This is a genomic window from Ruegeria sp. YKSF070 (assembly GCF_059612725.1).
In genome coordinates, this window is sequence record NZ_JBXWRD010000037.1 from 21,272 (window position 1) to 47,313 (window position 26,042).

The following is a 26,042-nucleotide window of genomic DNA, read 5'->3' on the forward strand; positions in this document are numbered from 1 at the left end:
CCATCATGCCAACCAGGAAAAGGGCGACGATCTTGACCAACATGTCAGAGGCCAAAACGCGCAAAGGCCGCGCGCTCCTCGATGCCGGCAAGCGCATCCTCAGCCAGATGCACGCCGAACCGTGACCAGAACGGGCGGCGGATGCCGTAGCGGCGGAACCGCACCTTGTCGCCGAACCGTTCCTGCATCTTGGGTTTCATATGGGCGATCCCTTCGATCAGCCCCAGATCGCGGGCCCGCGCGCCCAGCCAGACCTCGCCGGTGAACAGGTCTTCGGTGGCATCCAGCCGGTCGCCGCGACGTTCTTTGACATGGGTGATGAAGTTCTGGTGGATGTCGCCCAGCAATCCCTTGAGCCGGGTCACGTCCTCTTTCTTTTCCGGGCTGAACGGGTCGAGCATGGATTTCGACTTGCCCGCCGTGTGCACCCTCCGCTCGAACCCCTGGCGCGCCAGAAACACATGCGCGCCGAAGCTGGCCGAGATCACCCCGATCGAACCGAGAACCGAGCTGTCGTCGGCCCAGATCTCGTCAGCGGCGCAGGCCAGCCAATACCCGCCCGAGGCGGCCACATCTTCGACAAAGGCATAGACGGGGACCTCATGCTCGGTCGCTAGACGCCGGATACGCGCCCCGATCAGCGAGCTTTGCACCGGCGATCCGCCTGGCGAATTGATTTCCAGGGCAACGGCCGCAGGCTTGCCCTTGCGAAAGGCGCGCTCGAGCATGGGAGCAAGCGTGGTGTCGTTCAGCGCCCCGCGCCCGGCGAGACCAATCGCACCGGACAGGCGAACCACGGCCACCAGAGGCGGCTTTTTCTTAAACGGAAGGGCGAGTGTCATGGCAGCCGATGTAGAGCGCGCCCTGCCGACAAACAAGACGCGCGGCATGACAGATACGCGACGGCAACATATTTCCCACAGCGAACGGGCAAATTTGCAACGTGCTCCTCCTCTTAACTGCGAATGCGCCAGCCGGTCCGGAAGATCCACCAGATCACCGCCAGGCAAAGCCCCGTGAACCCGGCAATCGCCAACAGGCTCAACCCAACGGGCACATCGGCCAGCCCGTAGAACGACCAGCGAAACCCCGAGATCAGATAGACCACCGGGTTGAACAAGGTCACCGTTTGCCAGGCCGGCGGTAGCATCGAGATGCTGTAAAACGTACCGCCCAGAAAGATTAGCGGCGTCACCACCAGTTGCGGCACCAGCGACATCTGTTCGAAATTGCTGGCCCAGATGCCGACAATGAAGCCAAGCAGCGAGAAGCTGAGACAGGTCAGCACCAGAAAGGCCGCCATGGCAAAGGGATGCTCGATCCTGAGATCGACAAAGAAGCTGGCGGTGACCAGGATCACCAGTCCCACAAACAGCGCCTTGGTCGCCGCCGCGCCGACATAGCCGATGACAATTTCGATGAAATTGACCGGCGCCGAGAGCAGTTCATAGACGGTGCCCAGAAATTTCGGGAAATAGATGCCGAAAGAGGCGTTCGAGATCGACAGCATCACCACCGACAGCATGATCAGCCCGGGCACGATGAAGGCGCCATAAGAGACACCTTCGATCTCTTGGATGCGGCTGCCGATGGCGGTGCCGAACACCACGAAATAAAGCGAGGTGCTGAGCACCGGCGAAATGAAGCTCTGCGCCAGGGTGCGAAAGAACCGGGCCATTTCGAACCGGTAGATGGCGGCAATGGCGGCCCAGTTCATTGTGTCTCTCCCTTGACGAGGGTGACGAAGATCTCCTCGAGGCTCGATTGGCGGGTCACCACGTCGCGCAATACCAGACCGGCCTCGGCCACGTCGTTCAAGAGCGTGGTGATCCCGGTCCGGTCGGCATGGGTGTCATAGGTATAGATCAGCACATCCCCCGCCGCGCCCAGCGACAGGTTGTGACGGGCGAGGCTGGCCGGGATCGTGGAAATCGGTCGGGTCAGCAGCACGTCCAGCTGTTTGCGGCCCATCCGTGCCATCAACTTGGCCTTGTCCTCGACCAGCAGCAGCTCGCCCTTGTTGATGACGCCGATGCGGTCGGCGATGGCCTCGGCCTCTTCGATGTAATGGGTGGTCAGGATGATGGTGACACCGGCGGCCTTCAACTCGGCCACGATCTCCCACATGTCCTTACGCAGTTCCACATCGACCCCGGCGGTAGGTTCGTCCAGAAACAGCACCCGCGGGTCATGCGCCAGCGCCTTGGCGATCAGGACCCGGCGTTTCATGCCGCCCGACAGTTCCTTGATCGCGTTGCGACGCTTGTCCCAGAGCGACAGCTTGCGCAGCACCTCCTCGATGCGGCCATCATTGGCACGCTTTCCGAACAACCCGCGCGAGAACCGCACCGTGTTCATCACCTTTTCAAAGGGTTCCAGCGCGATTTCCTGCGGAACCAGGCCGATCATCCGGCGGGCAGCGCGGTAGTCGGACTGAATATCGTGCCCACCCACGGTGACGCTGCCAGAAGTGGGCGTGGTGATGCCGCAGATGGTCGAGATCAGCGTGGTCTTGCCGGCGCCATTGGGGCCGAGCAGCGCCAGAATCTCACCCTCGCGAATGTCGAGCGAAACGCCCTTGAGCGCCTCGAACCCGTCAGCATAGGATTTTCGCAAGTCCCGGATCGAAAGAATGGTCGTCATGTATTGGTCCCGTTCTGGCCGGAACCCTACAATCTGCCGCCGCAGGGGAACAGAGCGAATATGCAGCCCCGTTCAGCCGCGCCTGAACCAAGTCTTGCGAGGCGCGGCGGCCTCTTCGGCCCCTTGAGGGTCCTCGTTGGCATCGGCCGTGAACTGCGCTTGCAGGTTGTCAAAGAACTGGTCCGCCATCTTGCGGGCAAACCCGTCGATGATGCGGCTGCCAAGCTGGGCCAGCTTGCCGCCCACCCGCGCCTCGGCCCGGTAGGACAGCAGAGTTCCTCCCGTATCATCGGGGGCAAGCCGCACCTCGGCGCCGCCCTTGGCAAAACCCGCCGCGCCACCCTTGCCTTCGCCCGTCAGGGTCAGGCCAGCGCCCGGCACCAGTTCGGACAGGGTAACGGTACCGCGAAAGGTCGCCTTTACCGGGCCGACCTTTTGCACCACCACCGCCTCGAAGCCTTCATCGGCGGTGCCGGTCACCTCTTGCGCGCCGGGCACGCAGGTGCACAGCACTGCCGGATCGAGAAGCGCGGCAAAAACCGTCGCGGGGTCGGCCGCGATGGTACGTGTGTCGTGCAGCTGCATGGGCTCGCTCCCTTTGTGACGGGACCGTGCTAACGCCGCCCTCCGATGGGGGCAACCGTCGGGGGTATCGAAAATAGGCATGGCGCAAGGGCCAAACCGTGATAGCCAGAGGCAGGGCGCGGGCGCCCGGACAGGATCCACGAAATGACCGAGACCGCACAACACCGGCCAGGTGCCGGAATTGCCTTTATCATGGCCGGAATGCTTGCCATTTCGCTCAACGACATGCTGGTCAAGCAATTGTCGGGCGCCTATCCGTTGCACCAGATCGTCTTTACGCGTTCGGCTGTGGGGATCGTGCTGTCGTTTGGGTTGGTCTGGGCCGAGGGCGGGTGGCGCATCCTGAAAACCAGGCATCCCTTCCTGCACGCCCTGCGCGGCCTGCTGGTGGTGATCTCGAACATGAGCTTTTTCGCCGCGCTGGCGGTGGCGCCTCTGGCGGATGTGACAGCACTGTTCTTTGCCGCGCCGCTGTTCATCACGCTGCTGTCGGTGCCAATCCTGAAGGAACGTGTCGGGCCGATGCGCCTGGGCGCGGTGCTGGTCGGCTTTTCCGGCGTGATCCTGATGCAGCGCCCATGGCAGGGGGCAGAAAGCCTCGAGGCAAGCCGGTTGGTCCTGCTGCTGCCAGTGTTGTCTGCACTGACTTATGCGCTGTTGCAACTGATGACCCGCAAGCTGGGGGTCAGCAGCAAGGCTTCGGCCCTGTCGGTCTATATCCAGATGATGTTCATCCTGGTGGGGGCATTGTTCTATCTGGTCGCGGGCGATGGCCGGTTCGTTGACGAAAGCTCGGACCCCAGCATGGTCTTTCTGCTGCGCGCCTGGACATGGCCCAGCGGAGAGGACTGGCTGCTTCTGACCGGTCTGGGCCTCAACTCGGCCATCATCGGCTATTGCCTGGCGCAAGCCTATCGCCAGGCTGACGCGGCAACTGTGGCGCCGTTCGAATATGTCGGATTGCCGTTGGCGGTATTCTGGGGCTGGATGATTTGGGGCGATCTGCCGGATTGGGAGGTCTGGGCCGGCATGGCGCTCATCGCAGGTTCAGGCCTGTTCGTGTTCCTGCGCGAACAAAGCCAGCGCCGCACAGGCGTAAGGTCGGGCAGCCGCGCCGGCAGGGTCTGACCCTACCGGTTTCGCTTGGGGATCGCCTCGTTCGCGGTCCAGTCCCAGGTGCCTTGGTCGCGCTCGTCCACCGCCTGTTTCCAGCCCACCGCCTCGGCACGCTCCTTGAAATGGATGCCTTCTGGGCTGTGCCGGGTGATGCCGTCAAAGATCGTCGCCAGCCGCTGCGTCTGCATCAGCCCGGTCTGCTCGATTGCCTGGTTGATCACCAGTTTCTGCATCGCCAGCTGGTTGATCGGAACCGTGGCCATACGCGCGGCCAGCTCCTCGACCCTGTCATCCAGATGCTCCGCCGGCACCGCCTCCAGCACCAGCCCCATATCCGCCGCCTGACGCCCGGTGATTTTGTCGCCGGTGAACAGCATCCGCTTGGCCCGCTCGGCCCCCAGCCGATAGACCCACATTGCCGTTGTCGGACAGCCCCAGACCCGCGTCGGCATGTACCCGATCTGTGCGTCTTCGGCCATGATGGTCATATCGGCGCACAGTGCGATATCCGACCCGCCCGCCACCGCGAAGCCGTGCACCTTGCACACCACCGGCTTCACCGCCCGCCAGAGCGACATGAAGTGTTGAGTATTGGCCCACATGAAACGGTAATCCTTGATCGGGTCCCAGGGCATCGGCTGGGTCACGTCACCCGCCCCGTTACCCTCCGCGTAATAGGTCAGGTCATAGCCCGCGCAGAACGCGCGCCCCGCCCCGGACAGCACCATCACATGCACACCCGGATCGGCATCCGCCCGCGCCACGGCAGCGGCCAGCGCGCCGGGCAGCTCGTCATTGATGGCGTTCATCACCTCTGGCCGGTTCAGCGTGATACGAGCGATGCGCCCGTCCTTTTCATATGCGACAACGGACATGTCTCTCTCCCTGATTGAACCCCAGCAGAGCATGCGAAACGGCGCGTACAAAACGCAACGCCACGTCATGCGTCACCGCTGCGCTTGATTTCGGCGCGCGGGGCCGGGAACCTGCCGCAAAGAGAAGGAGAGCATCATGCTGAACGGCATCCGCATCGTCGAGATCGAGGGGCTGGGCCCCGGACCCTTTGCCGCCATGCTGCTGGCGGATCTGGGCGCCGATGTGATCACCGTGCACCGCAAGGGCGGGGCGGTGACACCCGGCATGCCGGAGCGTTCGCTTCTGGATCGCGGCAAACGCTCCATCGCGCTCGACCTCAAGGATGCCGCCGACATCGCCACCGCCCGCGCCCTGATCGCCGGCGCCGATGCGCTGATCGAAGGCTTCCGCCCCGGCGTGATGGAGAAGCTTGGCCTCGGCCCCGAAGATTGCCACGCCCTTAACCCGGCGCTTGTCTATGGCCGGATGACCGGCTGGGGCCAGGACGGGCCGCTGTCCCATGCCGCCGGGCATGACCTCAACTATATCTCCCTCTCGGGCGCGCTTTGGTACGGCTCGGCCCCCGGCGACGCGCCGCAGACACCCGCTACGCTGGTGGGCGATATCGGCGGAGGCGCCATGTATCTGGTGACAGGGATTTTGGCCGGCCTGCTGAACGCCCGCGCCACCGGGCAGGGCACCGTGGTCGATGCCGCGATCTATGACGGCTCGGCCCATATGATGAACCTGCTGATGAGCCTCGGGCAGACCGGCAGTCTGTCCGAGACGCGCGGCCGCAGCCTGCTTGACGGCCCGCATTGGAGCCGCACCTATACCTGCGCTGATGGTGGCCATGTCACCGTGCAATGCCTCGAGCCCAAGTTCTACGCCCTCTTCCTCGACCGGCTCGGACTGTCGGACGACCCCGAGTTCTCGCAGCAGTTCAACCCGAAGCTCTGGCCCGCGCTCACCACCCGCCTCGCGGCGCTCTTCGCGACACAGCCGCGCGACCACTGGGCCGATCTCTTCCTCGGCACCGACGCCTGTGTCGCGCCCGTCCTCAGCCCGCAAGAGGCGCAGCACCACCCGATGAACGCCTCCCGCCGCACCTGGGCCGAGGTCGACGGCACGCTTCAGGCCGCTCCCGCACCTCGTTTCGCTGGCCGCGACTGGCAGCCGAAACCCAGTCCCGCGCGCGGGGAACACACGGCGGAGATCCTTGCAGAACTGGCCAAGCCCGGGACTCCCTGACCCCCCTTCATTTCGCTGAAAATACTCCGGGGAGTGCGAGGGGCAGCGCCCCTCGCTCCTGCACTCACCGCCCGCGCACCGTGTCGATCATCAGCTGCACGTTTGCAGGATCGGCATCCGGCGTGATGCCATGACCCAGGTTGAAGATATGCGGCCCCTTGGAAAACGCCTCGACAATGCGCCGCGTCTCGTCCACCAGCGCCTGACCGCCGGTCACCATGTGGGACGAGGCCAGGTTGCCCTGCACGCAGCCATCCACCTGTACATGCGCCGCCGCCCAATCGGGCGTCACCGAATTGTCGAGCGCCACGCAATCGACGCCGGTGGCCCTGGCAAACCCGACATAGCCCTCACCCGCCTCGCGCGGGAAACCGATCACCGGGATGCCGGGATGGCGCGCCTTCAGCGCCTGGGTGATCTCGCGGCAGGGCTCCAGCGCATACTTGGTGAACGCCTCACCCTTCAGCGACCCGGCCCAGCTGTCGAATATCTTGACCACCTCGGCGCCTGCCTCGATCTGGGCGCTCAGATATTCGATGGTAGCCGCCGTCAGCCGTTCGATCAGTGCGTCAAACAGCGCCGGATTGCCCTCGCGCAGCGCATGCGCCGGGCCCTGGTCGGGCGTTCCACGCCCGGCGATCATATAGGTGGCCACCGTCCAGGGCGCCCCGGCAAAGCCGATCAGCGCCGTCTCCGACGGCAATTCGCGGGTCAGGATGCGCACCGTCTCATAGATCGGCGACAGCGTCTCGTGGATCGCCTCCACCGGCTTCAGCCGGTCGAAATCAGCCTGCGCCCCGATGGTCGACAGGCGCGGCCCCTCGCCGGTTTCGAACCAAAGATCGGCCCCCAGCGCCTGCGGCACCAACAGGATGTCGGCAAACAGGATCGCGGCGTCGAACCCATAGCGGCGGATCGGTTGCAACGTCACCTCGGCGGCCAGCTCGGGGTTATAGCACAGCGACAGGAAATCGCCTGCCTGCGCGCGGGTGGCGCGGTATTCCGGCAGATACCGCCCGGCCTGCCGCATCATCCAGATCGGCGGGGTGTCCAGCACCTCGCCCGCCAGCACCCGCAGCAGTTTCTTTGTCTCGGCCATATCCGCCCCCATCCTTCACTTTGCGCCACGGGTCTGCGTTCGGCGGCAATTTGTCAAGCGCCGCCCCCATTGTCAGGGCAATGTGACGCGACTAAAGCTGACGTCCATGAAAATCGCACTTCCCTCTCCCGCATCGCCGCTGAAGATCGGCACCCGTGGCTCGCCTTTGGCGCTGGCGCAGGCGTTCGAGACCCGCCGCCGCCTTGGCGTCGCCTTCGACCTGCCCGAGGACGCATTCGAGATCGTGGTGATCACCACCACCGGCGACAACCGCGCGATGATCGAGGCCGACCGCCCGCTGAAAGAGATCGGCAACAAGGGCCTCTTCACCAAGGAGATCGAAGAGGCGATGTTGCGCGGCGATATCGACATCGCGGTGCACTCGACCAAGGACATGCCGGTGGAACAGCCTGCGGGTCTGGTGCTCGACACCTTCCTGCCGCGCGAGGATGTGCGCGATGCCTTCATCTCGCCGAGCCATTCGGCGATCCGCGACCTGCCGCAGGGCGCCGTGGTCGGCACCTCGTCACTGCGCCGCAAGGCGCAGCTGCTCAATCGTCGGCCCGACCTCAAGGTTGTCGAGTTCCGCGGCAATGTTCAGACCCGTCTGCGCAAACTGTCCGAGGGCGTGGCTGAATGCACTTTCCTGGCCATGGCAGGAATCCGGCGGCTGAACATGGCCGAAGTGCCCGCCACCGCGATTTCACCTGACGACATGCTGCCTGCTATCGCGCAGGGCGCCATCGGGATCGAACGGCGCCTGGACGATACCCGCGCCGCCGAGATGCTCGCCGCAATCCACCATGTCGAGACCGATCAGCGGCTGGCCGCCGAACGGGCGCTGCTCGCCGCGCTCGACGGGTCCTGCGAAACCCCCATCGCCGGATTGGCCGAGCTGGACGGCACCACCCTGCGCCTGCGCGGCGAGGTGCTGCGCCCTGATGGGTCCGAGGCGATCACGCTCGACCGCAGCGGCGACGTGACCGACGGCCCGGCGCTGGGCACCGAGATGGCGCGTGATCTGCTGGCACAGGCCGGGCCGGGCTTTTTCGACTGGCGCGGCTGACCACCCGCGCGGCCTTTCCCGCTTTGTCATCGCCGGTTCCCGGGGCATAGTAGGCGGGGCGCATTGCTGCGCCCGCCCGGAGACCCCGCATGGACCGCCGCCTGACCACCATCCTCGCCGCCGACCTGTCGGGCTACTCGCGCCTAATGGCTGCGGACGAGGAAGGCACGATCACCCGCCTGCGCCACCTCTTTGCCGACATCGTCCGGCCCGGCCTGTCCCGCGAGGGCGGGCGGCTGATCAAGACCATGGGCGACGGCATGCTGGTCGAGTTCGCCTCGCCCGTCGCCGCCCTGCGGTCGGCCGTCGCCATCCTGCAACGGGTGGCGCGCGACCAGGCCGAAACCGCCCCCGACACCCGGATGTTGTTCCGGGTCGGTATCCACCTGGGCGACGTGATCAGCGATGGCGACGATATCCTTGGCGACGCGGTCAACATCGCCGCCCGGCTGGAAAGCCTGGCCACCCCCGGCGGCATCTGCATTTCCCGCAGCGTCCACGACCAGGTGCGCGGCAAGGTCACCGCCGAACTGATCGAACTGGGCCCGCAGCCGGTTAAAAACATTCCCGACCCGGTCGAGGTCTGGCGGGTGGGCGCAGAGGGCGTCGCCTGCGCCGCGGAGAAACCTGCGGTGCGCGCCGAACTGCCCGCCGTGGTCATCCTGCCCTTTGACAACATGTCAGCCGACCCGGAACAGGATTTCCTGGCCGACGGCATTGTCGAGGACGTGACCACCGAACTCAGCCGCTTCCGCACCCTGACCGTGATCGCCCGCAACTCTGCCTTTGCCTACAAGGGCAGCCACAAGGACGTGCGGCAGATCGCGGAAGAATTGGGCGTGCGCTATGTGGTCGAAGGCTCGGTCCGCCGCGCGGGCGACCGGCTGCGCGCCACCGCGCAGCTGATCGATGCCCGGACCGGCGCCCATGTCTGGGCTGAACGCTGGGACCGGACCATGGCCGATCTGTTCGACCTGCAAGACGAGTTGACCGCCGCCATCGTGTCCGGGGTGGAGCCGGAATTGGGCGCGCACGAACGTAATCTGGCGCGCCGCAAACCCACCGACAGCCTGACCGCCTGGGAGATGTGCCAAAAGGGTTATTCCGAATTCACCCGCTACACCGACGAGGGTTATTCGCAGGCACATGCCTACTACACCCGCGCCATTGCCGCCGATCCGGATTTCGCCTTGCCGCACGCGCTGCTGGCGCGCCTCGCCTGGGTGAAGGTCATTACCGGGCGGACGCGCGACCCGGCCGCCGAAATCTCGACTGGGTTAGACCATGCTGCGCAAGCCATCGAGCGCGACGATCGCCTTGAAATCGGTTATGTCGCGCTGGGCGTCCTGCTGGCCATAACCGGGCGGGAACAGGATGCCGCCGACGCGCTGGACAAGGCCGAGTCGCTCAATCCCAACAACGCGGTGCTGCATTTCGGTCGCTGCCACGCCTGCCTGTTCATGCAAAGGCTCGATTGCGACCGGCTGGAACGGGCCGCCCGCACCGCACTGCGCCTGAACCCCAAGGACCCGATGGCCTGGGGCTTCTGGTTCCAGCTTGGCAATGCCTTCACCTTTCGCGACATCGACGCCGCCGATCCCGAGGCGCTGGCCGCCTATGAAACCGCCTGCCGGTTCGCAAACGCGGATTACTTCGTCTTCATGGCCACCGCGCTGAAACACGCCAAGCTTGGCAACCGGGACAAGGCCGCCCACTATCTTGCCCAAGCGCGCGAAAGATACCCGGCCCTGACAGCTGAATTCTGGCGCCGCGCCTTCCGCTTTCCGATCTGGGCGCGCTGGGTTGCGGCCGACGAAGCCAATCTCCAGATCCTGATCGATCTCGGCCTGCCCCCGGAATGACGTGGCGCTCTGTTTGACAGGCCCGTCCCCGACCTGAGACCCTTTCCGCCATGGAGGACCACGCATGACACCGGGAAAGGCCTATCTCAACACCGAGGAAATCCGTCCGCTGGCGGAACGGTCGAACCTGATGGGCGTCTGGCTGGTCGCCCATTGCTGGGGCACCATAGCGCTGGCGGTGTCGCTCTTCGGTCTCTGGCCCAATCCGCTGACCTTTGTGCTGGCGGTGATCGTGATCGGCTCGCGCCAGCTGGGCCTTGCCATCCTGATGCACGAGGCGGCGCATAACGCGCTGTTCCGCAACCGGCGGCTCAACGATCTGGTGGGCGAATGGCTCTGCGGTCGCCCGATCCTGGCGGAACTGGCGGCCTATCGCCATTACCACCTGACCCACCACCGCTTTACCCAGACCGACAAGGACCCCGACCTTGTCCTGTCTTCGAAATTCCCCACCTCGCATGCCTCGATGCAACGCAAGTTCGCCCGCGACCTGACCGGGCGTACCGGAATAAAGCAACTGACCGGCCAGATCCTGATGTCCTTCCGCCTCGCTGGCGATGACGAGGCGATCAAGGCCGCGGCTTCGGATTTCGCGCAAAGCTTCAAGGCGCCGCAATTGTGGAAATCGCTGCCGGTTTTCCTTGGCGTGGCACTCTTGATCAGCCTTGTCGGCGACTGGTGGTGGGGGCTGGCCTTCTGGGTGCTGCCCTATCTCACCTGGTTCCAGTTCGTCCTGCGCATCCGCAATATCGCCGAGCACGGCGCCACCGAACAATCCGAGGATCCGTTCCGGAACGTCCGCACCACCCTTGCCGGGCCCATCGCCCGCCTTCTGGTGGCGCCCTATTGGGTGAACTACCACCTCGAACACCACATGATCATGCATGTGCCCTGCTACAACCTGCCCCGGATGCACGCGCTCTTGCTGGAAAAGGGGCTCGGCGCCCGGATGAAAACCGCCCCCAGCTATGGCGCCGCCCTGCGCGAGGCCGGCTGGCGCAGCGCCTGAGGGCACACCACAGGGCACGCATTGGCGTACGCCGCGAATCCCTCTATCCTGCAAGAGCCAACCCATTGTCGCGCAGGAGTAATATCATGACACGGCGCAGGACAGGCTGGACCCTCTTAACCGCGGCGCTGTTGCTGCCCGGCATGGCGATGGGGTTTCAGGCCTTCAACCGGTTCGAGGTCTATCCCGTCAGCAAGGGCGTGTTCGAAGTGGTCAACCGGCATGGATCGGCGCCCAAGGATTTCTGGTGCGGCGCTGGCGATTATGCCATCCGCGTGCTGCGTACCAGCGCGACCCAGCGCATCTATCTGTGGCAGGCGGTGGGACCGGCGGTTACGGTCAAGGGCCGCAAGGGCGTGCAGTTCTCACTGCAACCACCCCAAGGCGCCGATACCAACCCGGGCTATTCGATCAGCGTCAAAAAGGTCGGCGACAACATGACGGCGTCGATGGCACAGAACTATTGCTACGACCGGCTGACCGACGATTTCTGGCTCCGTCCCTGACAAAGGGGAAACCGGCCCGCCCCTTCACTTTGCCGAAAATACTCAGGGGGAGTCACCGCAGGTGACGGGGGCAGAGCCCCCTGAACCCGGTCAGATCCATTTCGCCATCGGCGGCAGGCTCATCAGCACTGCGTTGGCGTCATGCCCGGTCTCCAGCCCGAACTTGGTGCCCCGGTCATAGACCAGGTTGTATTCGGCATAGAGCCCACGATGCACCAGCTGAGCCTCCTTCTCGGCCTCATCGAACGGCTGCACCCGGCGGCGTTCCACCAGCGGCAGATAGGCGGGCAGGAAGGCGCGACCGATATCCTGCGTCAGCGCGAAATCCGCCTGCCAGTCATGTGTGCAGAGATCATCCATGAAGATACCGCCGACACCTCGCGCCCGCTTGCGGTGCGGGATATAGAAATACTCGTCCGCCCAGGCCTTGAGACGCGGGTAATGCTCGCTCCCGTGCGGATCCAGATGCGCCTTTTGCGTAGCGTGGAAATGCGCCGTGTCCTCGGCGTATTCGATACAGGGGTTCAGGTCCGATCCGCCGCCGAACCACCAGGCATGCGGGGTCCAGAACATCCGCGTGTTCATATGCACCGCCGGTACATTCGGGTTCTGCATATGCGCCACCAAGCTGATGCCCGAGGCCCAGAAACGCGGATCGTCCGCCATGCCGGGAATGCCCTTGCGCGCGGCCATCGCCGCCTGCGCCCGCTCGCCCAGCGTACCGTAGACGGTCGAGATATTGACGCCGACCTTTTCAAACACCCGGCCGCCGCGCATCACGCTCATCAGCCCGCCGCCCGCGTCCGAGCCGTCGTCGGATTGCCGCGTGGTCTCGGTCACCTCGAACCGGCCCGGCGCCATGTCACTGAACGGCCCTTCGGCATGGCTGTCCTCCAGCCCCTCAAAGGCGGCAACGATCTGGTCGCGCAGATCGCGGAACCATGCCGAAGCGGTGGATTTCTCGGTCTCGAACATATGGTCTTCCTTCAATGCGCGGGTGCTGCCACCGGGTCCAGCAGGGTTCGACCGCCATCGACCGTCAGGATCTGTCCGGTCATGAAGCTGGAGGCATCCGAGGCCAGATATTGCGCGGTCAGCACCAATTCGTTCGCGGCGGCGACCCGGCCCAGGGGGGTGTGCCGCTCGATATCCTTGCGAAAGTCACGGTTGTCCTTCAGCGCCACTTGTAGCGAGGCGCTCATCACCGAGCCGATGGCAATGGCATTGACCCGGATCCGCTGCGGCGCCAGCGCCACCGCCATGGCGCGGGTCATCTGGTCCAGCGCGGCGGTCGAGACCGAATAAGCCAACAGGTCGGGGTGAGTCCGCCGGGCGGCGACCGAACTCAGGTTGATGATCGCACCGGCCTGCCCTTCGCCATTCTCGCCAGCCTGCTTGATCATCCGTTTTGCCACCGCCTGGCTAAGGCGATAGGCCGGGAACAGGTTCTGGTTCAGGGCGACGCGCACCGAATCGTCCTCCGTGTCCAGCGGATCGGTCGGGATCACCTGCCGCGCACCGTTCACCAGAATGTCGATCTGGTCGAACGCATCGATCGTGGCGGACAGCAGGTTGGCGACTGTCAGCCGCTCGCGCAGGTCACCGGCGAAATAGCGGATGTTGCCATCCTCGGCGAAATCACCCAGCTGCTCCTCCAGCCCTTTGTCGTCCATGTCAGCGAACATGACATTGGCCCCGGCCGAGGCGAACTGGCGCGCGATGGCAAGGCCGATACCGTTGGCCGCGCCGGTGACGATGGCGGTCTTGCCTGCGATGGAAAAGGACATGGGCTGTCTCCTGACTTTGGGCGCAACTTAGCCGGGTTCAACGCCGGGGGCGAGAGGCGTGGAAAACCTTGAACCGGTTGTCGCCGGCGACCTCGGCCACCTGCTGGAACCGTTCGTTCAATGCTGCCTCGTAGGGCAGGTGCCGGTTGGCCACCATCCACAGCTGCCCCGACCCGGTCAGATTGCGCGCGGCCGCAGCGATGAAGCCCTGGCCAAGCGATGGTTCGGCGGCGCGCCCGGTGTGAAACGGCGGGTTCATCACAACGCAATCCAGCCGCTCGGGTGCTTGCCAGTTCAGCACGTCGGTCCAATGAAAGCTGGCGCGCGGATCGTCGATGTTTTCGCGTGCACAGGCCAGCGCGACATGGTCGGCCTCGACCAGATACAGCGCGCGCACGCCCTCGCGCGAGAGGATCCCCGCCGACAGAAATCCCCAGCCCGCGCCCAGATCGGCGATCACCTTACCCGGCTTGGCCGGCAGCGCGGCCAAAAGCATGGCCGAGGCGGGATCGACCCCATCGGCGGAAAACACGCCGGGCGCGGTGCGGAACCCCGCGACCCGCTGATCGCCGGGCGGGGTCCAGTCTGAAAAATCCGCCGCATCGGCGCGGAACCAGAAGATCTTGCCATGCGCCTTGGACAGCGGCCCTTCGACCACGACCCGCTTGCGGATGTCTTTCAGCAGGCTGTCGACCCCGTCGGTCTTGGTCCCGTCCACCACCACCCGCCCGGAGGCGCGGCGGCAGGCCTCGGCCACCATCGCGCGCGCCAGCGCCTTGGCGCGCGGCAGGAATACCACCGCATCAGCACAGGGCGCATCCGACTGCGCTACGGTGCGAAACCCGCGCGCGGCGAAATGGTCGTGCCATGGGCGATAGGGTTGCACCACCTCGGTATCGGGTGGCAAAGCCGACAGGTCATGCTCGGGCGTCGGACCCAGCACCGAAACAGGCGCGGTCAGGTCCAGCCCCGAGGCCAGTGCAAGCTCAAGTCGCGAAGACATGTTCGGATATCCGTTCCGGGACGCAGCGGCGCAAATGGCGCGGCATCAGTCCTCTTTTTCCATGGTGCATTGCAGCGGGTGCTGATGACGGCGGGCGAAATCCATCACCAGGCTAACCTTGGTCTCGGCGATCTCGTGACTGAACACACCGACAACCGCGACCCCCTTCTTGTGCACGGTGAGCATTATTTCGAACGCCTGGGCGTGATTCATGCCAAAGAACCGTTCCAGCACATGCACGACGAATTCCATCGGCGTGTAGTCGTCGTTCAACAGCAGCACCTTGTACAGCGGCGGGCGCTTGGTCCTGGGGCGCGTCTGCAACAGGACCGAGGCATCGTTGTCCTGGTCATGCTTGTCCGACATCATGTGCAGTTGTGCGTTCATGGGGTGCGCGTATCCGATTCCGGGTTCGGTTTGGTCGCAAGCTTATATAACCTTAGCGTGGAAATGGAAAAGAGAAAGCAAACGCGACAGATGGCGCAGAATCTGACAACGGTGGGGTTCGACGCGGACGATACGCTCTGGCATAACGAGCGCTTCTTTCAGATGACACAGGCGCATTTCGCCGGTTTGCTGGCCGATTTCGCTGAGGCCGACCACTTGATGGAGCGGCTGTTGGCCGCTGAGAAGCGCAACATCCGTCACTACGGCTACGGGGTAAAAGGGTTCACCCTGTCGATGATCGAAACAGCAATTGAGGTGACCGACGACCGGGTGCCCGCAGCCGTGATCCGGCAGTTGATCGAGGCCGGGCAAGAGATGCTGGCGCACCCGATCGAGCTGTTGCCGCATGCCCGCGCCGCAGTCGAGGCAGTGGCCGAAACCCATCGCGTTCTATTGATTACCAAGGGTGATCTGATCGATCAGGAACGCAAGCTGGCGCAGTCAGGGCTGGGTGAGCTGTTCCACGGGGTCGAGATCGTCTCGGAAAAGACGGCCCGCACCTATCAGACCGTCTTTGCTCGCCATGGTGATGGGGCCGGGCGGGCGATGATGGTGGGCAACTCCATGCGGTCGGACGTTATCGCGCCAATCCAGGCCGGGGCCTGGGGTGTTTTTGTGCCACACGGGCTGGAATGGGAGATCGAGAAAGCCGATCCGCCGTCGGATCGGTCCCGGTTTCACAGCCTTCCCGACCTGGGCGCTCTGGCAGAGTTTGTGGCGCAGCTGGGCTGAGCCGAAACCGGGGCCAGCGTGATCTGAGTCACGAAACCGTCGGGTTCGAATCGCGGCTTCAGGCGCCATAAAAATGCCATGATCGCCGGTGTTGGGGCAGGCAGGACATCCTACCCTAAATGTAGTTAATCAGAGAGGAGGAATTTCCGCCCAAGCGTGCAGCCAGCGGGTTTATTTCGGGAATCCACTGTGTTAGCCTTGCTCCAAGAAGAATAACCGAGCCAGCCGGAAACCGGCGGCCTGAGGCAGACAGAGGCAATGATCGTGCAGGTTCGGCAAACAATGCCGGCCCGTTTGGGCCTGATTTTTTTCTTCGCGGTCTGGATGATCGCGGCTCTAGCCGGCGTGGTCAGGGCAGCCCCCTATGCCGCGATGGTGATAGACGCCCGCACCGGAGAGGTGCTGCATGCCACCAATGCCGACACCCGCCTGCACCCGGCCTCTCTCACCAAGATGATGACGCTCTACATCGCCTTCGAAGCGGTCCGGAATGGCGAGTTGACCATGGATACCCAGGTGCGGATCGACCCTTTCGCCGCCAAGGAGCCGCCCTCGAAACTGGGCCTGCGTGCGGGTCAGAAAATCGCCTTTCGCTATCTGGTGCGGGCCGCGGCGGTGAAATCGGCAAATGATGCCGCCACCTCTATCGGGATTGCGATCTCCGGGTCCGAGGCGGCCTTTGCCCGGCGCATGAATCGCACCGCCAAGGCGCTGGGGATGACGCGCACCACGTTCAAGAACGCCCATGGGTTGACGGAATCCGGCCATCTCAGCACCGCGCGTGACATGACCACGCTGGGGCGGCATCTGCTTTATGATTACCCGCAATATTACAACCTGTTCTCGCGGCGGCAGACCAGCGCCGGGATCAAGACCGTTGCCAATACCAACCGCCGCTTGCTGGACGCCTATCAGGGTGCCGACGGGATCAAGACGGGCTATACTCAGGCGGCTGGCTTCAACCTTGTCGCCTCGGCCAAGCGCGGCGACGAACGGGTGATCGCCACCGTTTTTGGTGGCAAATCGAGCACCGCGCGTAACGCCAAGGTCGCCGAGTTGCTTGATCTCGGTTTCCGCAAGGCGCCGTCGCGTGCGCCAATCCGCCGCCCCGACATGCCGCTATATGCAGGCGAAGTCGGGGAAACGTCGAAAACCGTTCGCGTGGCCGGTGCCCCCACCAGCAGCCTGCGCCCCAATCAGCGGCCGGGCGGCGCGATCGCCACCGTGGTGGCACAGGCGGTTGCCGAAACCGCACGCCAGGACGAAGACCGCATTCAGGCTGGCATCAACGCCGCCATGGCCGAGGCCGATGTCGTGACACGACAGGCGCCGGACACACCGGATCCTGGCGTTCGGCCCAGCATGCGGCCCGAGAACCTGATCCTGGCCGTGTCGGAACCCGATGTCGAACCAGAACCCGAGCGCGAGGTGGTTACCCGCCTGTCGACCTCGGGCGGGCATCTTTGGGGCATCAATATCGGGCGCTATCCCAACCGATATGACGCGGAAAAGGTATTGCTGCGCACCGCGCTGGCCGAAGTGTCGACACTGGACGGTTCGCTGCGCAAGGTGCACCAGTCCTCGAAAGGGTTCGAAGCGACGTTCCAGGGCATGACCCGCGATCAGGCCGACCGCGCCTGCCGTCGGCTTCAGGCCCGCAACGTCACCTGTTTCATGATCGGGCCGTCATAAGGCCCGGCACACGACGACCTCGTGAATATTGGCCGCAGTCCCAAGCTGCGGCCTTTTCTTTGCCCGCTCGCTCAGCGTTCGAACGCCGTGACGCTGACGCCGCCCGCTTCAAGACACCGGCGCACCGAGCGGGCGATCTGGACGGCGGTCGACCCATCGCCATGCAGGCAGATCGTGTCGACCGAGGTCTCCAGATGCTTGCCGCTTTCGGTGATGATGGCACCCGCGCGCACCATTTCGAGCATGCGCGGCCCGGCCACGCCCGGGTCATGGATCACCGCGCCGGGCAGCGACCGGTCGACCAGCGTGCCGTCATCGTTATAGGCGCGGTCGGCAAAGATCTCGCCCACCCATTTGCAGCCCAGTTCGCGCACCGCCTGTTCCTGTTTGGTGACCGCCAGCACCATGATGATGATATCGGGGTCCACATCCAGCGCGCCCTGATAACAGGCACGCGCCATGTCCTGATCGACCGAGCACATGTTGGCCAGCGCCCCGTGCAGTTTCAGATGCCGGACCTGCGTGCCCACCGCCCGCGCCATGCCCAACGCCGCGCCCAGTTGATAGCGCACAAGGTTTCGCAGGCTGTCATGGGGCACCTTCATGTTGCGGCGGCCAAAGCCTTGCAGGTCGGGAAAACCCGGATGCGCACCGATACCCACGCCGTTTTCCGCCGCGAGCGCCATGGTTTTCGCCATCACGTCCGGGTCACCGGCATGAAAGCCACAGGCGATATTGGCCGAGGTGATGATTTTCAACAGGCTGTCATCGTCGCCCATTTTCCAGGGGCCAAAGCTTTCGCCCATGTCGGCGTTAAGGTCCACTTGGGTCATGGTATGCTCCTCAGTCGGTGGCGGACACGACGCCGCTGATCAGTTGGTAGGACAGAAGGTCGGGAATGTCATGCGGGTCGCGCACCAGCGGTTCGACCCGCGAGGAAAGACGCGCAAGATCCTTGAGCCAGGCCGCATGCAAGCTTACGGCCTCGTCCAGCGACACGAACTGAAAGCGGACCGCGCCCCCCGGCGGCGTCTGCGCCGCGCGCGGCAGGTCGCAGGGCAGCACGGTGGCGATGCGGGGATAACCACCGGTGGTCTGACATTCGGGCAGCAGGATGAACGGGTTGCCGGTGCCGGTCATCTGGATGTCACCGGGCGAGATCACCTCGGACAGGATGTTGAGCTGCCCCTTGGCGGCAAAGCCCGGCCCGTCGCTGTCCAGCTGCATGCCCATCCGGTTGGCGCGCGGGCCACGGCGGAACTCGGTCGCCTCGAACCGGGCCAGCGTCTCTGTATCGAACAGCGCGGTCTGGAAACTGGCCACCACCCGCAGGGTGCCGCCACCGAACCGGTCTTCGGCGGCAATCTTCATGCCCGCCTCGCCCTTGTCCGGCCCGTTTTCCAGCGTATCGCCCACCGCCACCGCGCGACCGACCCGCGCCGCCAGATGGGCCGAGCGTGAGCCGAGGAACGGCTCGCTCGCAATGCCGCCACCCAGATGCAGATATCCATAGCCGCCGCGCAGCACCGCGCCGATGCTCAGCCGCTGCCCCTTGGCCAGCGCGTGCGAGGCGTTCCAGGCGACCGGGCTGCCGTCGATGCTGGCCTGCATGGGCGCGCCGGTGAGCGCGATGCGCACAGGTGCGGTGGCTTCAAACTCGCCGCCCATGCCAGCCATCTCCAGCGCCGCCAGGTCGGGTTTCTGACGCAAGAGCGCGGCCCCTTCATGCAGTGCGCGCAGATCGGCCGCGCCCGAGCGCGACAGGCCCTGATCCAGGTAGCCTTCGCGCCCCTGGTCCTGAATGGTGCAGGCGGGGCCGATGCGGCGGACAATCAGGCTCATACCGCGATCTCCTCGACCTTGGCGCCGCCGGTGCCGTCCTCGTTTTGGGCGCGGATATGGTCCAGCTCGGCCCGCTCGATCGGTTCGAACACCATCTCGTCGCCGGGGTTGAGGGCAAATGTCGGCTCCATCCCCGGTCGGAAACAGCGGAACGCGGTCTGTCCGATATGACGCCAGCCGGTGGGTGTGGGCCCGGCAAAGACGATGAGCTGGCGGATGGCGCAGACCAGCGCGCCCTCGGGCACCATCGGGGTCAGTTGTTGCAGGCGCGGAATGTCGAACTCGGGCGCGAGCGGACCGAGATAGGGCTGGCCGGGGGCAAAACCGATGGTCAGCACCCGCACGCGCGATTTGCCTAGACGGCGGACCGCCTCGTCCACGTCCAGACTAGCTGCGGCTGCGGCATCTTCAAGCTGCGGCGCCAGATCGGTGCCATAGACCGTGGGCACCCGCCACAGTTTGCGGCCCGAGGGCAGCGGCGCGGCATACCAGTCGCGTTCGGCCAGCAGGGCAGCCAGCCGGGCCTGCACCTCGGCATGGCTCAGCCGCAGCGGGTCAAAGCGCAGATAGGCCGAGGCGAGCGAGGTCGAACTTTCCACTACGCCCTCCCACCCAGCCTCGTGTAGCGCGCCGCGAAAGGCCAGCGCGGCCCGGTTCGACGGTTCGGTCATGGTGTCGGCAAAGGTGACGAGCACACCATCCAGACCAACGGTCCGTATCAGGGGAAAGGGATCAGCGCGGGTCATATAGCCTCCGCATCAGGGTCGGGGTCAGGTACATGGGAAACTGGTAGCATCCCAGAAAGATCAAGAGCGGCTCGGTCACTTCGCTGGGCAGCGCAACAAAGAACAGAGCGAAGTTGCGGTTGCCCGCAACGATCGAGGTGGGCACCGGATCGGCCCCGCCTCTGGCGCGCAGGGTCAGATAACACAGGGTCTGCCCGCCCAGATTGATGGCAAAGGCTGCCAGCAGCCAAAAGGCCAGTTCGACCGGGCGCTCGGTCATGGCAGGGCGGACCGCAGACATCAGCGCAATCACGATCACCGCCAGCGCGATCACTGTCAGCCCATCCATCGCGCGGCGGTTGAGGTCACTCAGATGCCGCGCACCCCAATGGCGCAGGGCAAAACCGCAGCCCGCCGCCGCAAGGATGACCGCCAGCAGGCGCAGGGCGGCGCCAAACACCTCGGCCGGGTCGCCAAAGGCGGGCAACAGCCAGAACACCGGGATCGCGGTCAGCGGCAACAGCGCCGTGCCCAGAATCAAGAGCCGCAGCGCCGGCGCCGGGTCATGCCCCAGCAGGATGGTGAAATTGGCCGAGCCAGTGACCGAGGGCGCAGCCAGCACCAGCGCCGCTACCAGCGCAAGCGGCGTAACCGGCAGGCCAAGCAGGCGCAGACCCAACAGGAACAGGATTGGCAGTGCCAGTTGGAGCACCAGAACCCGGCGGGCGGTGCGGGTCAGGTCCGCCAGCGAGCCCGCCGCATCGACCGGGCCGATGCGAAAGGCAGTCAGGAACAGCAACAGCGCCACCAGTTGCGGGATCCAGGGCCGCATCAGCGCCGCCAGCCCGGGCAGCGCCAGGCCAGCGGCCAGCCCCACCATCAGGCCCAGCCTGCCATGCCGGGCAACAAAGGCCAGCGCCTGTTGCATCGTCCCTGCTCCCTCGCCGTCTGGGCGCTATTGCCCCGGACCCGCCCTCAGATTGTCCGGCAACCAGGTGGCCAGATCGGGGAACAGGATCAGTACGAACACCATCAGCACCATGATCAGGAACATCGGAATGGCGGCGCGGGCGATGTAACTCATCTCGTGATTGGTCATCCCCTGCAAAACGAAGAGGTTGAAGCCGATCGGCGGCGTGATCTGCGCCATCTCGACCACCACCACGATGAAGATGCCGAACCAGATCAGGTCGATGCCCGCATCGCGGATCATCGGCTCGACTACCGCCATGGTCAGCACCACGGAGGAGATGCCGTCAAGGAAACAGCCAAGGATGACGTAAAAGACCAGAAGCACCATCAGCAGCTCGAACCGTGACAGATCCCAGGCGGCGATCAGGTTGGCCAGCCCGCGCGGCAGGCCGGTAAAGCCCATCGACAGCGACAGAAAGGCAGCGCCTGCAAGGATCAGCGCAATCATCGCGCTGGTGCGGGTGGCGCCCATCAGGCTTTCGGCAAAGGTCTTCCAGCTCAGCGATCCCTGTCCCAGCGCCAAGAGCAGCGAACCGATGACACCGAATGCAGCAGCCTCGGTCGCGGTGGCATAGCCCAGATACATTGACCCGATCACCACCACGATCAGCGTTATCACCGGCGCCAGAAACCGCGAGTTGCGGATCTTGTCGGCAAAGCTCAGCTTGGGTTCGGGATTGGGGCTCCAGTCCTTGCCGATCCGGGAATAGATCGCGACATAGCCCATGAACATCGCCGCCAGCACCAGCCCCGGCAGGATACCGGCAAAGAACAGCTTGGTAATCGACTCGTTGATGGTGACGCCGTAGACGATCAGCGTCAGCGAGGGCGGGATCATCAGGCCCAGCGTTGCCGCCCCGGCCAGCGTGCCGATGATCATTCGCTCGGGGTATTTGCGCTTGCGCAATTCAGGGATCGACATCTTGCCCACGGTGGTCAGCGTGGCCGCGGACGAACCCGACACGGCGGCAAAGACGGTACAGCCGACGATATTGGTGTGCACCAGCCCACCGGGCAGCGGTGCCATCCATGGGGAAAGACCCTTGAACATGTCCTCGGACAAGCGCGTTCGATACAGGATCTCTCCCATCCAGATGAACATCGGTAGCGCTGTCAGAGTCCAGCTGGAGGAGGCCGACCAGATCGTGGTCAGCATGACATCGCCCACGGGGCGGGTGGTGAACAGCTCCATCCCGACCCAGGCCACACCCATCAGCGCAAGCCCGACCCAGACGCCAGTGCCCAGAAGGGTGAAGAGGACGAAGAGAAACAGAATGATGACCGAAAGGTTTTCCATCGCCGCCTACTCCCCGTGGCTCTGGTCGGCGAGGTCACGCGTGATGCGGTGATCGCCCTTGAAGATGACGTGGATCAGGTGGTCGGTCAGCGCGATGGCCAGGATCACGGCGCCCAAGAGCATCGCCGACTGCGGGATCCACAGCGGAGTGCGGTCCTGTCCCTGGCTGATGTCGTTGAACTTCCAGCTCCAATAGACAAAGCGATAGGCGTACCAGACGAAGTACCACATCACCGCCGTGCCGATGCCGAAACACCAGACCTCGATCCAGCGGCGCAGCCCGTCGGGCACCGCGTTGAGCAGGATCGAAACGCGGATATGACTGCCCCGGTTCAGCGCGTTGGCAAAGGCCAGGAACGAGGCCGCTGCCATGGCGTAACCCGCATAGTCGGGCGCACCCGGAAACACTTCGCCGGTCCAGCGGGCCAGCATCTGCACCACGATCAGCCCCAATATGCCGACCAGGCACATCGCGGCCAGAACGCCTGCGATGAGATAGAGCAAATCCAGTCCGCTGCGCAAACCTCTCAGTAGCGCCATGACACATCCTCCGTTTCGGAAAAATCAGCCGGATCAGTGCGGGCGGCGGGTTGATCCGCCGCCCGCGCCGTATCCCGTCGCTCAGTCGGCCTTGAAGGCGTCGACGATGGCCTGGCCCTGATCACCGGCAGCTTCAAGCCACTCGCTGGTCATGGTCACACCGATCTCTTTCAGCTCGGCCACCAGCTGATCCGAAGCCGGACCGACGGTCATGCCGCCATCGCGCAGACCCTGAAGGGTAAAGCCCGTGTATTCCTTGGACCGCCAGTTGCCCGCATACTCGGCCAGCCCGGCACAGGCCTGGATCACGTTCTTGTTCTGATCGCTCACGCCCGACCAGACATCCGAGTTCACGAACACGTAGTTGCGCGGCAGCCAGGCATCGACCTCGTAGAAATAGTTCAGCGATTCCCAGACCTTGCGGTCATAGCCGGTGGAACCGGACGAAATCATCGAATCCGCCACACCGGTGGCAAAGGCCTGGCTGATTTCGGCCGCCTCGATGGTCACCGGCAGCATGCCGGTCAGTTCCGCCAGCCGCGAGGTGGCGTTGTTGTACGAGCGGAACTTGATGCCTTTCATATCGGCGACCGAATTCACCTCGTTCTTGAAATACAGGCCCTGCGGCGGCCACGGCACCGAATAGAGCAGGGTCAGGTTCTGCTCGGCCAGAAGCGCGGACAGCGGTTCCTTGGCGGCCTTCCACAGCTTGTCGGCATCGTCAAACGAGGTGGCGAGGAAGGGCACCGAGTCAAAACCGAACAGCGCGTTCTCGTTCTGGTGGCCCGACAGCAGACGCTCGCCGATCGGCGCCTGACCGGTCTGCACGGCGCGCTTGATATCGGCGCCCTTGAACAGCGAGCCCGACGGATGGGTGACGATCTCGATCTCGCCGCCGGTGCCGGTGGTGACGCAATTGCCGAACTCTGCCGCGGTCACCGAATGGAAGTTCGAGCCGGAATAGGCCAGCGGCATGTCCCACGTTTCAGCAGTGGCGGACAGGGCCGCAACCGAGGTCAGCGCCGTCGCCGCAAGAAGAGTTGTCAGTTTTTTCATCGTAGTCTCCCTAGTTGGTTGGTTCGTTTTATGGTTCTCAGTTTTGCCCGGCCTTCGTGTAGCGTGCCGGTGAATAGACGCTCAGGTCAATGTTGGGCTGCCGCCCCGAGATGAGCTGTGCCAGGATGCGGCCGGTTTTCGGGCCGCCGGTCAGGCCGACATGGTGATGACCAAAGCCGGTATAGGCGCCCTTGAGATGCGGCAGTTCGCCGATCACCGGGATCGAATCCGCAGGCGCCGGACGGTGGCCCAGCCATTCGGTCACCTCGTCGGCCTTGAGGCCGGGAAACACCGCCGCCGCGCTGCGCTTGAGCAACTCGATCGGGGCACGGGACGGCCCCGCCTCGAGCCCGCCGAACTCGACCACCCCGGCCAGGCGCAAGCGACCCTCCATCGGGGTGGCGACAAACTTGCGCGCTGCCACCATGACCGGCGATTTCGGCATGAAATTTGGGTTCCAGAACTCTATATGATAGCCGCGCTCAGCCTCGAGCGGCACTTCGAGCCCCAATTTCTTGGCCAGTGGCCCGGACCAGACCCCGGTGGCGACAACTGCAGCGTCGCAGGGAATGGTCTGGCCACCGGCGCGCACCCCGGTGACACGGCCGTTTTCCCGCGCGATATCCTCGACATCGGCCTGAATCAGCTGCCCACCCGAGGCGACCACATGCGCGGCCAGATCCTTGACGTATTGGCCCGGATCGGTGATGCGGCCGTGATCCTTGAGGCGGATGGCAAAGCGCAGATCGGAGGAGAAGACCGGATCATATCCACGGAACTCCTCGGCCTCCATCTCATCCCACGCAAAGCCGTTCTGCCGCCGCAGGTCCCAGGTGAACGCATCCCCCTGATAGTGGGCGCGGTCGTTGTAGAGGAACAGATAGTCAGACGGCACCACCCATTTCTCGGCGCCGGTTCCTTGTGCCAGCGCCAGATGGTCGGCCTGACTGTCGCCGATGATGGGCGCCATCGCCGCTGCTGTATGCGCCGCGTCGCTTGCATTGGCCCGGCGAAGGAACCGCAATAACCAAGGTGTCAGCTTGGGCAGATATCCCCACCGCAGAAACAAGGGTTCGTTCGGGTTGAACAGCATCTTGGGCGCCTTGCCGATCAGGCCCGGCGTGCTCACCGGTACGATCGCACAAGAGGCCAGCACGCCACCATTTCCGTATGACGTGCCTTCGGCGGGACCGGCGCGGTCGATCAGCACCACCTTGTGCCCGTCGCGCTGCAACCAGATCGCGGTGGACACCCCGACGATACCAGCGCCGATGATCGCAATGGTCTTTGCGGTATCCGTCATGTTTCTCCCCAACCGGCAAAAGCACGGGCCATATCCGATTCCCTAAGTGTCAGCATGCCACACATTTCCAAAACGTCAACAAAATGTCGATAAGTTGCCATCGAATAAGTCATTCCGATTTCCTGACGGCATGGTAATCAAGCTTGTCGGGATCAGCCCGGGCGCCCAGACCCGGCCCGTCAGGCACGATGACCTGTCCCGCATCAACCCGGAACGGGGTTTCAAGGATGTCCTCCTTTAGGAAATAGCTGGCCTGATAGAACTCGCATCCCAAGGTGATTTCCGGAGTGGCGGCGATCATATGGGTGCCGGCCAGATGCGCCAGCCCGGCCTCGAACATGTCACCGCCATAGGCCATAAGCCCATTGGCTGCGGCGATCCGGGCCACTGTCTGGGCCCGCGTCAGCCCACCGGATTTCATGATCTTGATCGAGACGCCGTCGCAGATCCCTTCGCGTGCGGCCCGCACCATGTCCTCGGGGCCATAGACGCTCTCATCCGCCAACAGGGGCACATCGCTCATCCCACGCAGCCGGGCCATCAGCTCGAACTGATGCGCGCGCACCGGCTGTTCGATGAAATCGGGCCGGAACCGCGCCACATCCAGCACACGCGGCACCGCCTCTTCGATCTCCAGCCCCTGATTGTAGTCGA

The 26,042-nt window shown here is 64.4% G+C and carries 27 protein-coding genes; 8 read left to right on the plus strand and 19 right to left on the minus strand.

The window, feature by feature from the left end; translation table 11 throughout:
* Positions 1–44 precede the first annotated feature (44 nt).
* The 4 genes from AC2FL1_RS16790 to AC2FL1_RS16805 form a co-directional block, all read right to left on the minus strand.
* Positions 45–842, minus strand: a complete 798-nt coding sequence (locus tag AC2FL1_RS16790) for a S49 family peptidase (RefSeq protein WP_496825284.1) — start codon at positions 840–842, stop codon at positions 45–47.
* A 113-nt stretch (positions 843–955) separates the two neighbouring features.
* Complete coding sequence (locus AC2FL1_RS16795) at positions 956–1,717, minus strand: ABC transporter permease (protein ID WP_496825285.1); 762 nt, start codon at positions 1,715–1,717, stop codon at positions 956–958.
* Positions 1,714–2,643: an ABC transporter ATP-binding protein gene (locus AC2FL1_RS16800; RefSeq protein ID WP_496877707.1), complete on the minus strand. Its 930-nt coding sequence runs from the start codon at positions 2,641–2,643 to the stop codon at positions 1,714–1,716. The genes AC2FL1_RS16795 and AC2FL1_RS16800 overlap by 4 nt, the downstream gene beginning before the upstream one ends.
* A 72-nt stretch (positions 2,644–2,715) precedes the next feature.
* Entirely contained in the window at positions 2,716–3,228 is a 513-nt protein-coding gene (locus AC2FL1_RS16805) for an SRPBCC family protein (RefSeq protein ID WP_496877708.1), read from the minus strand.
* 144 nt (positions 3,229–3,372) lie between these two features.
* Here AC2FL1_RS16805 and AC2FL1_RS16810 point away from each other — a divergent pair, with 144 nt between their 5' ends.
* Entirely contained in the window at positions 3,373–4,356 is a 984-nt protein-coding gene (locus AC2FL1_RS16810; RefSeq protein ID WP_496877709.1) for a DMT family transporter, read from the plus strand.
* Between the two features lie 2 nt (positions 4,357–4,358).
* Here the strand turns inward: AC2FL1_RS16810 and AC2FL1_RS16815 are convergent, their stop codons facing one another.
* A complete protein-coding gene (locus AC2FL1_RS16815; RefSeq protein WP_496877710.1) occupies positions 4,359–5,219 on the minus strand; it encodes a crotonase/enoyl-CoA hydratase family protein in 861 nt (286 codons plus the stop codon).
* Between the two features lie 136 nt (positions 5,220–5,355).
* Between AC2FL1_RS16815 and AC2FL1_RS16820 the strand changes: the two genes are divergently transcribed.
* Complete coding sequence (locus AC2FL1_RS16820; protein ID WP_496877711.1) at positions 5,356–6,450, plus strand: CaiB/BaiF CoA transferase family protein; 1,095 nt, start codon at positions 5,356–5,358, stop codon at positions 6,448–6,450.
* A 64-nt stretch (positions 6,451–6,514) separates the two neighbouring features.
* Here the strand turns inward: AC2FL1_RS16820 and hemE are convergent, their stop codons facing one another.
* Positions 6,515–7,549 (minus strand): uroporphyrinogen decarboxylase, encoded by a 1,035-nt coding sequence (hemE, locus tag AC2FL1_RS16825; protein WP_496877712.1) that lies wholly within the window; start codon positions 7,547–7,549, stop codon positions 6,515–6,517.
* Positions 7,550–7,655: 106 nt separating this feature from the next.
* Here hemE and hemC point away from each other — a divergent pair, with 106 nt between their 5' ends.
* The 4 genes from hemC to AC2FL1_RS16845 all read left to right on the plus strand — a co-directional run bounded on the left by hemC (position 7,656) and on the right by AC2FL1_RS16845 (position 11,992).
* Positions 7,656–8,615 carry a hydroxymethylbilane synthase gene (gene hemC, locus AC2FL1_RS16830; RefSeq protein ID WP_496877713.1) on the plus strand — a complete coding sequence of 320 codons (960 nt, stop codon included), beginning with the start codon at positions 7,656–7,658 and terminating at the stop codon, positions 8,613–8,615.
* Positions 8,616–8,704: 89 nt separating this feature from the next.
* Complete coding sequence (locus AC2FL1_RS16835; protein ID WP_496877714.1) at positions 8,705–10,477, plus strand: adenylate/guanylate cyclase domain-containing protein; 1,773 nt, start codon at positions 8,705–8,707, stop codon at positions 10,475–10,477.
* Between the two features lie 64 nt (positions 10,478–10,541).
* Positions 10,542–11,486, plus strand: coding sequence for a fatty acid desaturase family protein (locus tag AC2FL1_RS16840; RefSeq protein ID WP_496877715.1), 945 nt, complete (start codon positions 10,542–10,544; stop codon positions 11,484–11,486).
* Positions 11,487–11,572: 86 nt separating this feature from the next.
* Positions 11,573–11,992, plus strand: a complete 420-nt coding sequence (locus AC2FL1_RS16845; RefSeq protein ID WP_496825295.1) for a hypothetical protein — start codon at positions 11,573–11,575, stop codon at positions 11,990–11,992.
* 90 nt (positions 11,993–12,082) lie between these two features.
* On the opposite strand, the gene hemF is transcribed toward AC2FL1_RS16845, so the two are convergent.
* Genes hemF through clpS form a run of 4 tightly spaced genes read right to left on the minus strand, consistent with a single transcriptional unit; the run spans position 12,083 to position 15,169 of the window.
* Positions 12,083–12,967 (minus strand): oxygen-dependent coproporphyrinogen oxidase, encoded by an 885-nt coding sequence (gene hemF, locus AC2FL1_RS16850; RefSeq protein WP_496825296.1) that lies wholly within the window; start codon positions 12,965–12,967, stop codon positions 12,083–12,085.
* Positions 12,968–12,978: 11 nt separating this feature from the next.
* A complete protein-coding gene (locus AC2FL1_RS16855; RefSeq protein WP_496825297.1) occupies positions 12,979–13,779 on the minus strand; it encodes an SDR family NAD(P)-dependent oxidoreductase in 801 nt (266 codons plus the stop codon).
* A 37-nt stretch (positions 13,780–13,816) separates the two neighbouring features.
* Complete coding sequence (locus AC2FL1_RS16860; protein ID WP_496877716.1) at positions 13,817–14,782, minus strand: class I SAM-dependent methyltransferase; 966 nt, start codon at positions 14,780–14,782, stop codon at positions 13,817–13,819.
* Between the two features lie 45 nt (positions 14,783–14,827).
* Positions 14,828–15,169 carry an ATP-dependent Clp protease adapter ClpS gene (clpS, locus tag AC2FL1_RS16865; protein WP_496825299.1) on the minus strand — a complete coding sequence of 114 codons (342 nt, stop codon included), beginning with the start codon at positions 15,167–15,169 and terminating at the stop codon, positions 14,828–14,830.
* A gap of 90 nt (positions 15,170–15,259) precedes the next feature.
* Between clpS and AC2FL1_RS16870 the strand changes: the two genes are divergently transcribed.
* Entirely contained in the window at positions 15,260–15,961 is a 702-nt protein-coding gene (locus tag AC2FL1_RS16870) for an HAD family hydrolase (RefSeq protein ID WP_496825300.1), read from the plus strand.
* 258 nt (positions 15,962–16,219) lie between these two features.
* Entirely contained in the window at positions 16,220–17,653 is a 1,434-nt protein-coding gene (locus tag AC2FL1_RS16875; RefSeq protein WP_496877717.1) for a D-alanyl-D-alanine carboxypeptidase family protein, read from the plus strand.
* A gap of 71 nt (positions 17,654–17,724) precedes the next feature.
* Here the strand turns inward: AC2FL1_RS16875 and AC2FL1_RS16880 are convergent, their stop codons facing one another.
* From AC2FL1_RS16880 to AC2FL1_RS16920, 9 genes are all read right to left on the minus strand, one after another.
* Complete coding sequence (locus AC2FL1_RS16880; protein WP_496877718.1) at positions 17,725–18,486, minus strand: LamB/YcsF family protein; 762 nt, start codon at positions 18,484–18,486, stop codon at positions 17,725–17,727.
* Positions 18,487–18,496: 10 nt separating this feature from the next.
* Complete coding sequence (locus AC2FL1_RS16885) at positions 18,497–19,495, minus strand: 5-oxoprolinase subunit C family protein (protein WP_496877719.1); 999 nt, start codon at positions 19,493–19,495, stop codon at positions 18,497–18,499.
* Entirely contained in the window at positions 19,492–20,241 is a 750-nt protein-coding gene (locus AC2FL1_RS16890) for a 5-oxoprolinase subunit B family protein (RefSeq protein WP_496877720.1), read from the minus strand. Before AC2FL1_RS16890 ends, AC2FL1_RS16885 begins: the two co-directional genes overlap by 4 nt.
* Positions 20,228–21,148, minus strand: coding sequence for a hypothetical protein (locus tag AC2FL1_RS16895; RefSeq protein ID WP_496877721.1), 921 nt, complete (start codon positions 21,146–21,148; stop codon positions 20,228–20,230). Before AC2FL1_RS16895 ends, AC2FL1_RS16890 begins: the two co-directional genes overlap by 14 nt.
* A gap of 27 nt (positions 21,149–21,175) precedes the next feature.
* Positions 21,176–22,489, minus strand: a complete 1,314-nt coding sequence (locus tag AC2FL1_RS16900) for a TRAP transporter large permease subunit (RefSeq protein ID WP_234216134.1) — start codon at positions 22,487–22,489, stop codon at positions 21,176–21,178.
* Between the two features lie 6 nt (positions 22,490–22,495).
* Positions 22,496–23,029 (minus strand): TRAP transporter small permease, encoded by a 534-nt coding sequence (locus AC2FL1_RS16905; RefSeq protein WP_234137140.1) that lies wholly within the window; start codon positions 23,027–23,029, stop codon positions 22,496–22,498.
* Between the two features lie 81 nt (positions 23,030–23,110).
* Positions 23,111–24,085: a TRAP transporter substrate-binding protein gene (locus tag AC2FL1_RS16910; protein ID WP_234165550.1), complete on the minus strand. Its 975-nt coding sequence runs from the start codon at positions 24,083–24,085 to the stop codon at positions 23,111–23,113.
* 37 nt (positions 24,086–24,122) lie between these two features.
* Positions 24,123–25,388, minus strand: coding sequence for an NAD(P)/FAD-dependent oxidoreductase (locus AC2FL1_RS16915; RefSeq protein ID WP_496877722.1), 1,266 nt, complete (start codon positions 25,386–25,388; stop codon positions 24,123–24,125).
* Positions 25,389–25,497: 109 nt separating this feature from the next.
* Positions 25,498–26,042: enolase C-terminal domain-like protein (locus AC2FL1_RS16920; protein ID WP_496877723.1), on the minus strand; the 545-nt coding region annotated here is incomplete at its 5' end.

Bases quoted from the DNA above. Each gene is read 5' to 3' on its own strand.
- AC2FL1_RS16790 (WP_496825284.1), bottom strand. From the start codon at position 842: ATGACACTCGCCCTTCCGTTTAAGAAAAAGCCGCCTCTGGTGGCCGTG.
- AC2FL1_RS16795 (WP_496825285.1), bottom strand. From the start codon at position 1,717: ATGAACTGGGCCGCCATTGCCGCCATCTACCGGTTCGAAATGGCCCGG.
- AC2FL1_RS16800 (WP_496877707.1), bottom strand. From the start codon at position 2,643: ATGACGACCATTCTTTCGATCCGGGACTTGCGAAAATCCTATGCTGAC.
- AC2FL1_RS16805 (WP_496877708.1), bottom strand. From the start codon at position 3,228: ATGCAGCTGCACGACACACGTACCATCGCGGCCGACCCCGCGACGGTT.
- AC2FL1_RS16810 (WP_496877709.1), top strand. From the start codon at position 3,373: ATGACCGAGACCGCACAACACCGGCCAGGTGCCGGAATTGCCTTTATC.
- AC2FL1_RS16815 (WP_496877710.1), bottom strand. From the start codon at position 5,219: ATGTCCGTTGTCGCATATGAAAAGGACGGGCGCATCGCTCGTATCACG.
- AC2FL1_RS16820 (WP_496877711.1), top strand. From the start codon at position 5,356: ATGCTGAACGGCATCCGCATCGTCGAGATCGAGGGGCTGGGCCCCGGA.
- hemE (WP_496877712.1), bottom strand. From the start codon at position 7,549: ATGGCCGAGACAAAGAAACTGCTGCGGGTGCTGGCGGGCGAGGTGCTG.
- hemC (WP_496877713.1), top strand. From the start codon at position 7,656: ATGAAAATCGCACTTCCCTCTCCCGCATCGCCGCTGAAGATCGGCACC.
- AC2FL1_RS16835 (WP_496877714.1), top strand. From the start codon at position 8,705: ATGGACCGCCGCCTGACCACCATCCTCGCCGCCGACCTGTCGGGCTAC.
- AC2FL1_RS16840 (WP_496877715.1), top strand. From the start codon at position 10,542: ATGACACCGGGAAAGGCCTATCTCAACACCGAGGAAATCCGTCCGCTG.
- AC2FL1_RS16845 (WP_496825295.1), top strand. From the start codon at position 11,573: ATGACACGGCGCAGGACAGGCTGGACCCTCTTAACCGCGGCGCTGTTG.
- hemF (WP_496825296.1), bottom strand. From the start codon at position 12,967: ATGTTCGAGACCGAGAAATCCACCGCTTCGGCATGGTTCCGCGATCTG.
- AC2FL1_RS16855 (WP_496825297.1), bottom strand. From the start codon at position 13,779: ATGTCCTTTTCCATCGCAGGCAAGACCGCCATCGTCACCGGCGCGGCC.
- AC2FL1_RS16860 (WP_496877716.1), bottom strand. From the start codon at position 14,782: ATGTCTTCGCGACTTGAGCTTGCACTGGCCTCGGGGCTGGACCTGACC.
- clpS (WP_496825299.1), bottom strand. From the start codon at position 15,169: ATGAACGCACAACTGCACATGATGTCGGACAAGCATGACCAGGACAAC.
- AC2FL1_RS16870 (WP_496825300.1), top strand. From the start codon at position 15,260: ATGGCGCAGAATCTGACAACGGTGGGGTTCGACGCGGACGATACGCTC.
- AC2FL1_RS16875 (WP_496877717.1), top strand. From the start codon at position 16,220: ATGATCGTGCAGGTTCGGCAAACAATGCCGGCCCGTTTGGGCCTGATT.
- AC2FL1_RS16880 (WP_496877718.1), bottom strand. From the start codon at position 18,486: ATGACCCAAGTGGACCTTAACGCCGACATGGGCGAAAGCTTTGGCCCC.
- AC2FL1_RS16885 (WP_496877719.1), bottom strand. From the start codon at position 19,495: ATGAGCCTGATTGTCCGCCGCATCGGCCCCGCCTGCACCATTCAGGAC.
- AC2FL1_RS16890 (WP_496877720.1), bottom strand. From the start codon at position 20,241: ATGACCCGCGCTGATCCCTTTCCCCTGATACGGACCGTTGGTCTGGAT.
- AC2FL1_RS16895 (WP_496877721.1), bottom strand. From the start codon at position 21,148: ATGCAACAGGCGCTGGCCTTTGTTGCCCGGCATGGCAGGCTGGGCCTG.
- AC2FL1_RS16900 (WP_234216134.1), bottom strand. From the start codon at position 22,489: ATGGAAAACCTTTCGGTCATCATTCTGTTTCTCTTCGTCCTCTTCACC.
- AC2FL1_RS16905 (WP_234137140.1), bottom strand. From the start codon at position 23,029: ATGGCGCTACTGAGAGGTTTGCGCAGCGGACTGGATTTGCTCTATCTC.
- AC2FL1_RS16910 (WP_234165550.1), bottom strand. From the start codon at position 24,085: ATGAAAAAACTGACAACTCTTCTTGCGGCGACGGCGCTGACCTCGGTT.
- AC2FL1_RS16915 (WP_496877722.1), bottom strand. From the start codon at position 25,388: ATGACGGATACCGCAAAGACCATTGCGATCATCGGCGCTGGTATCGTC.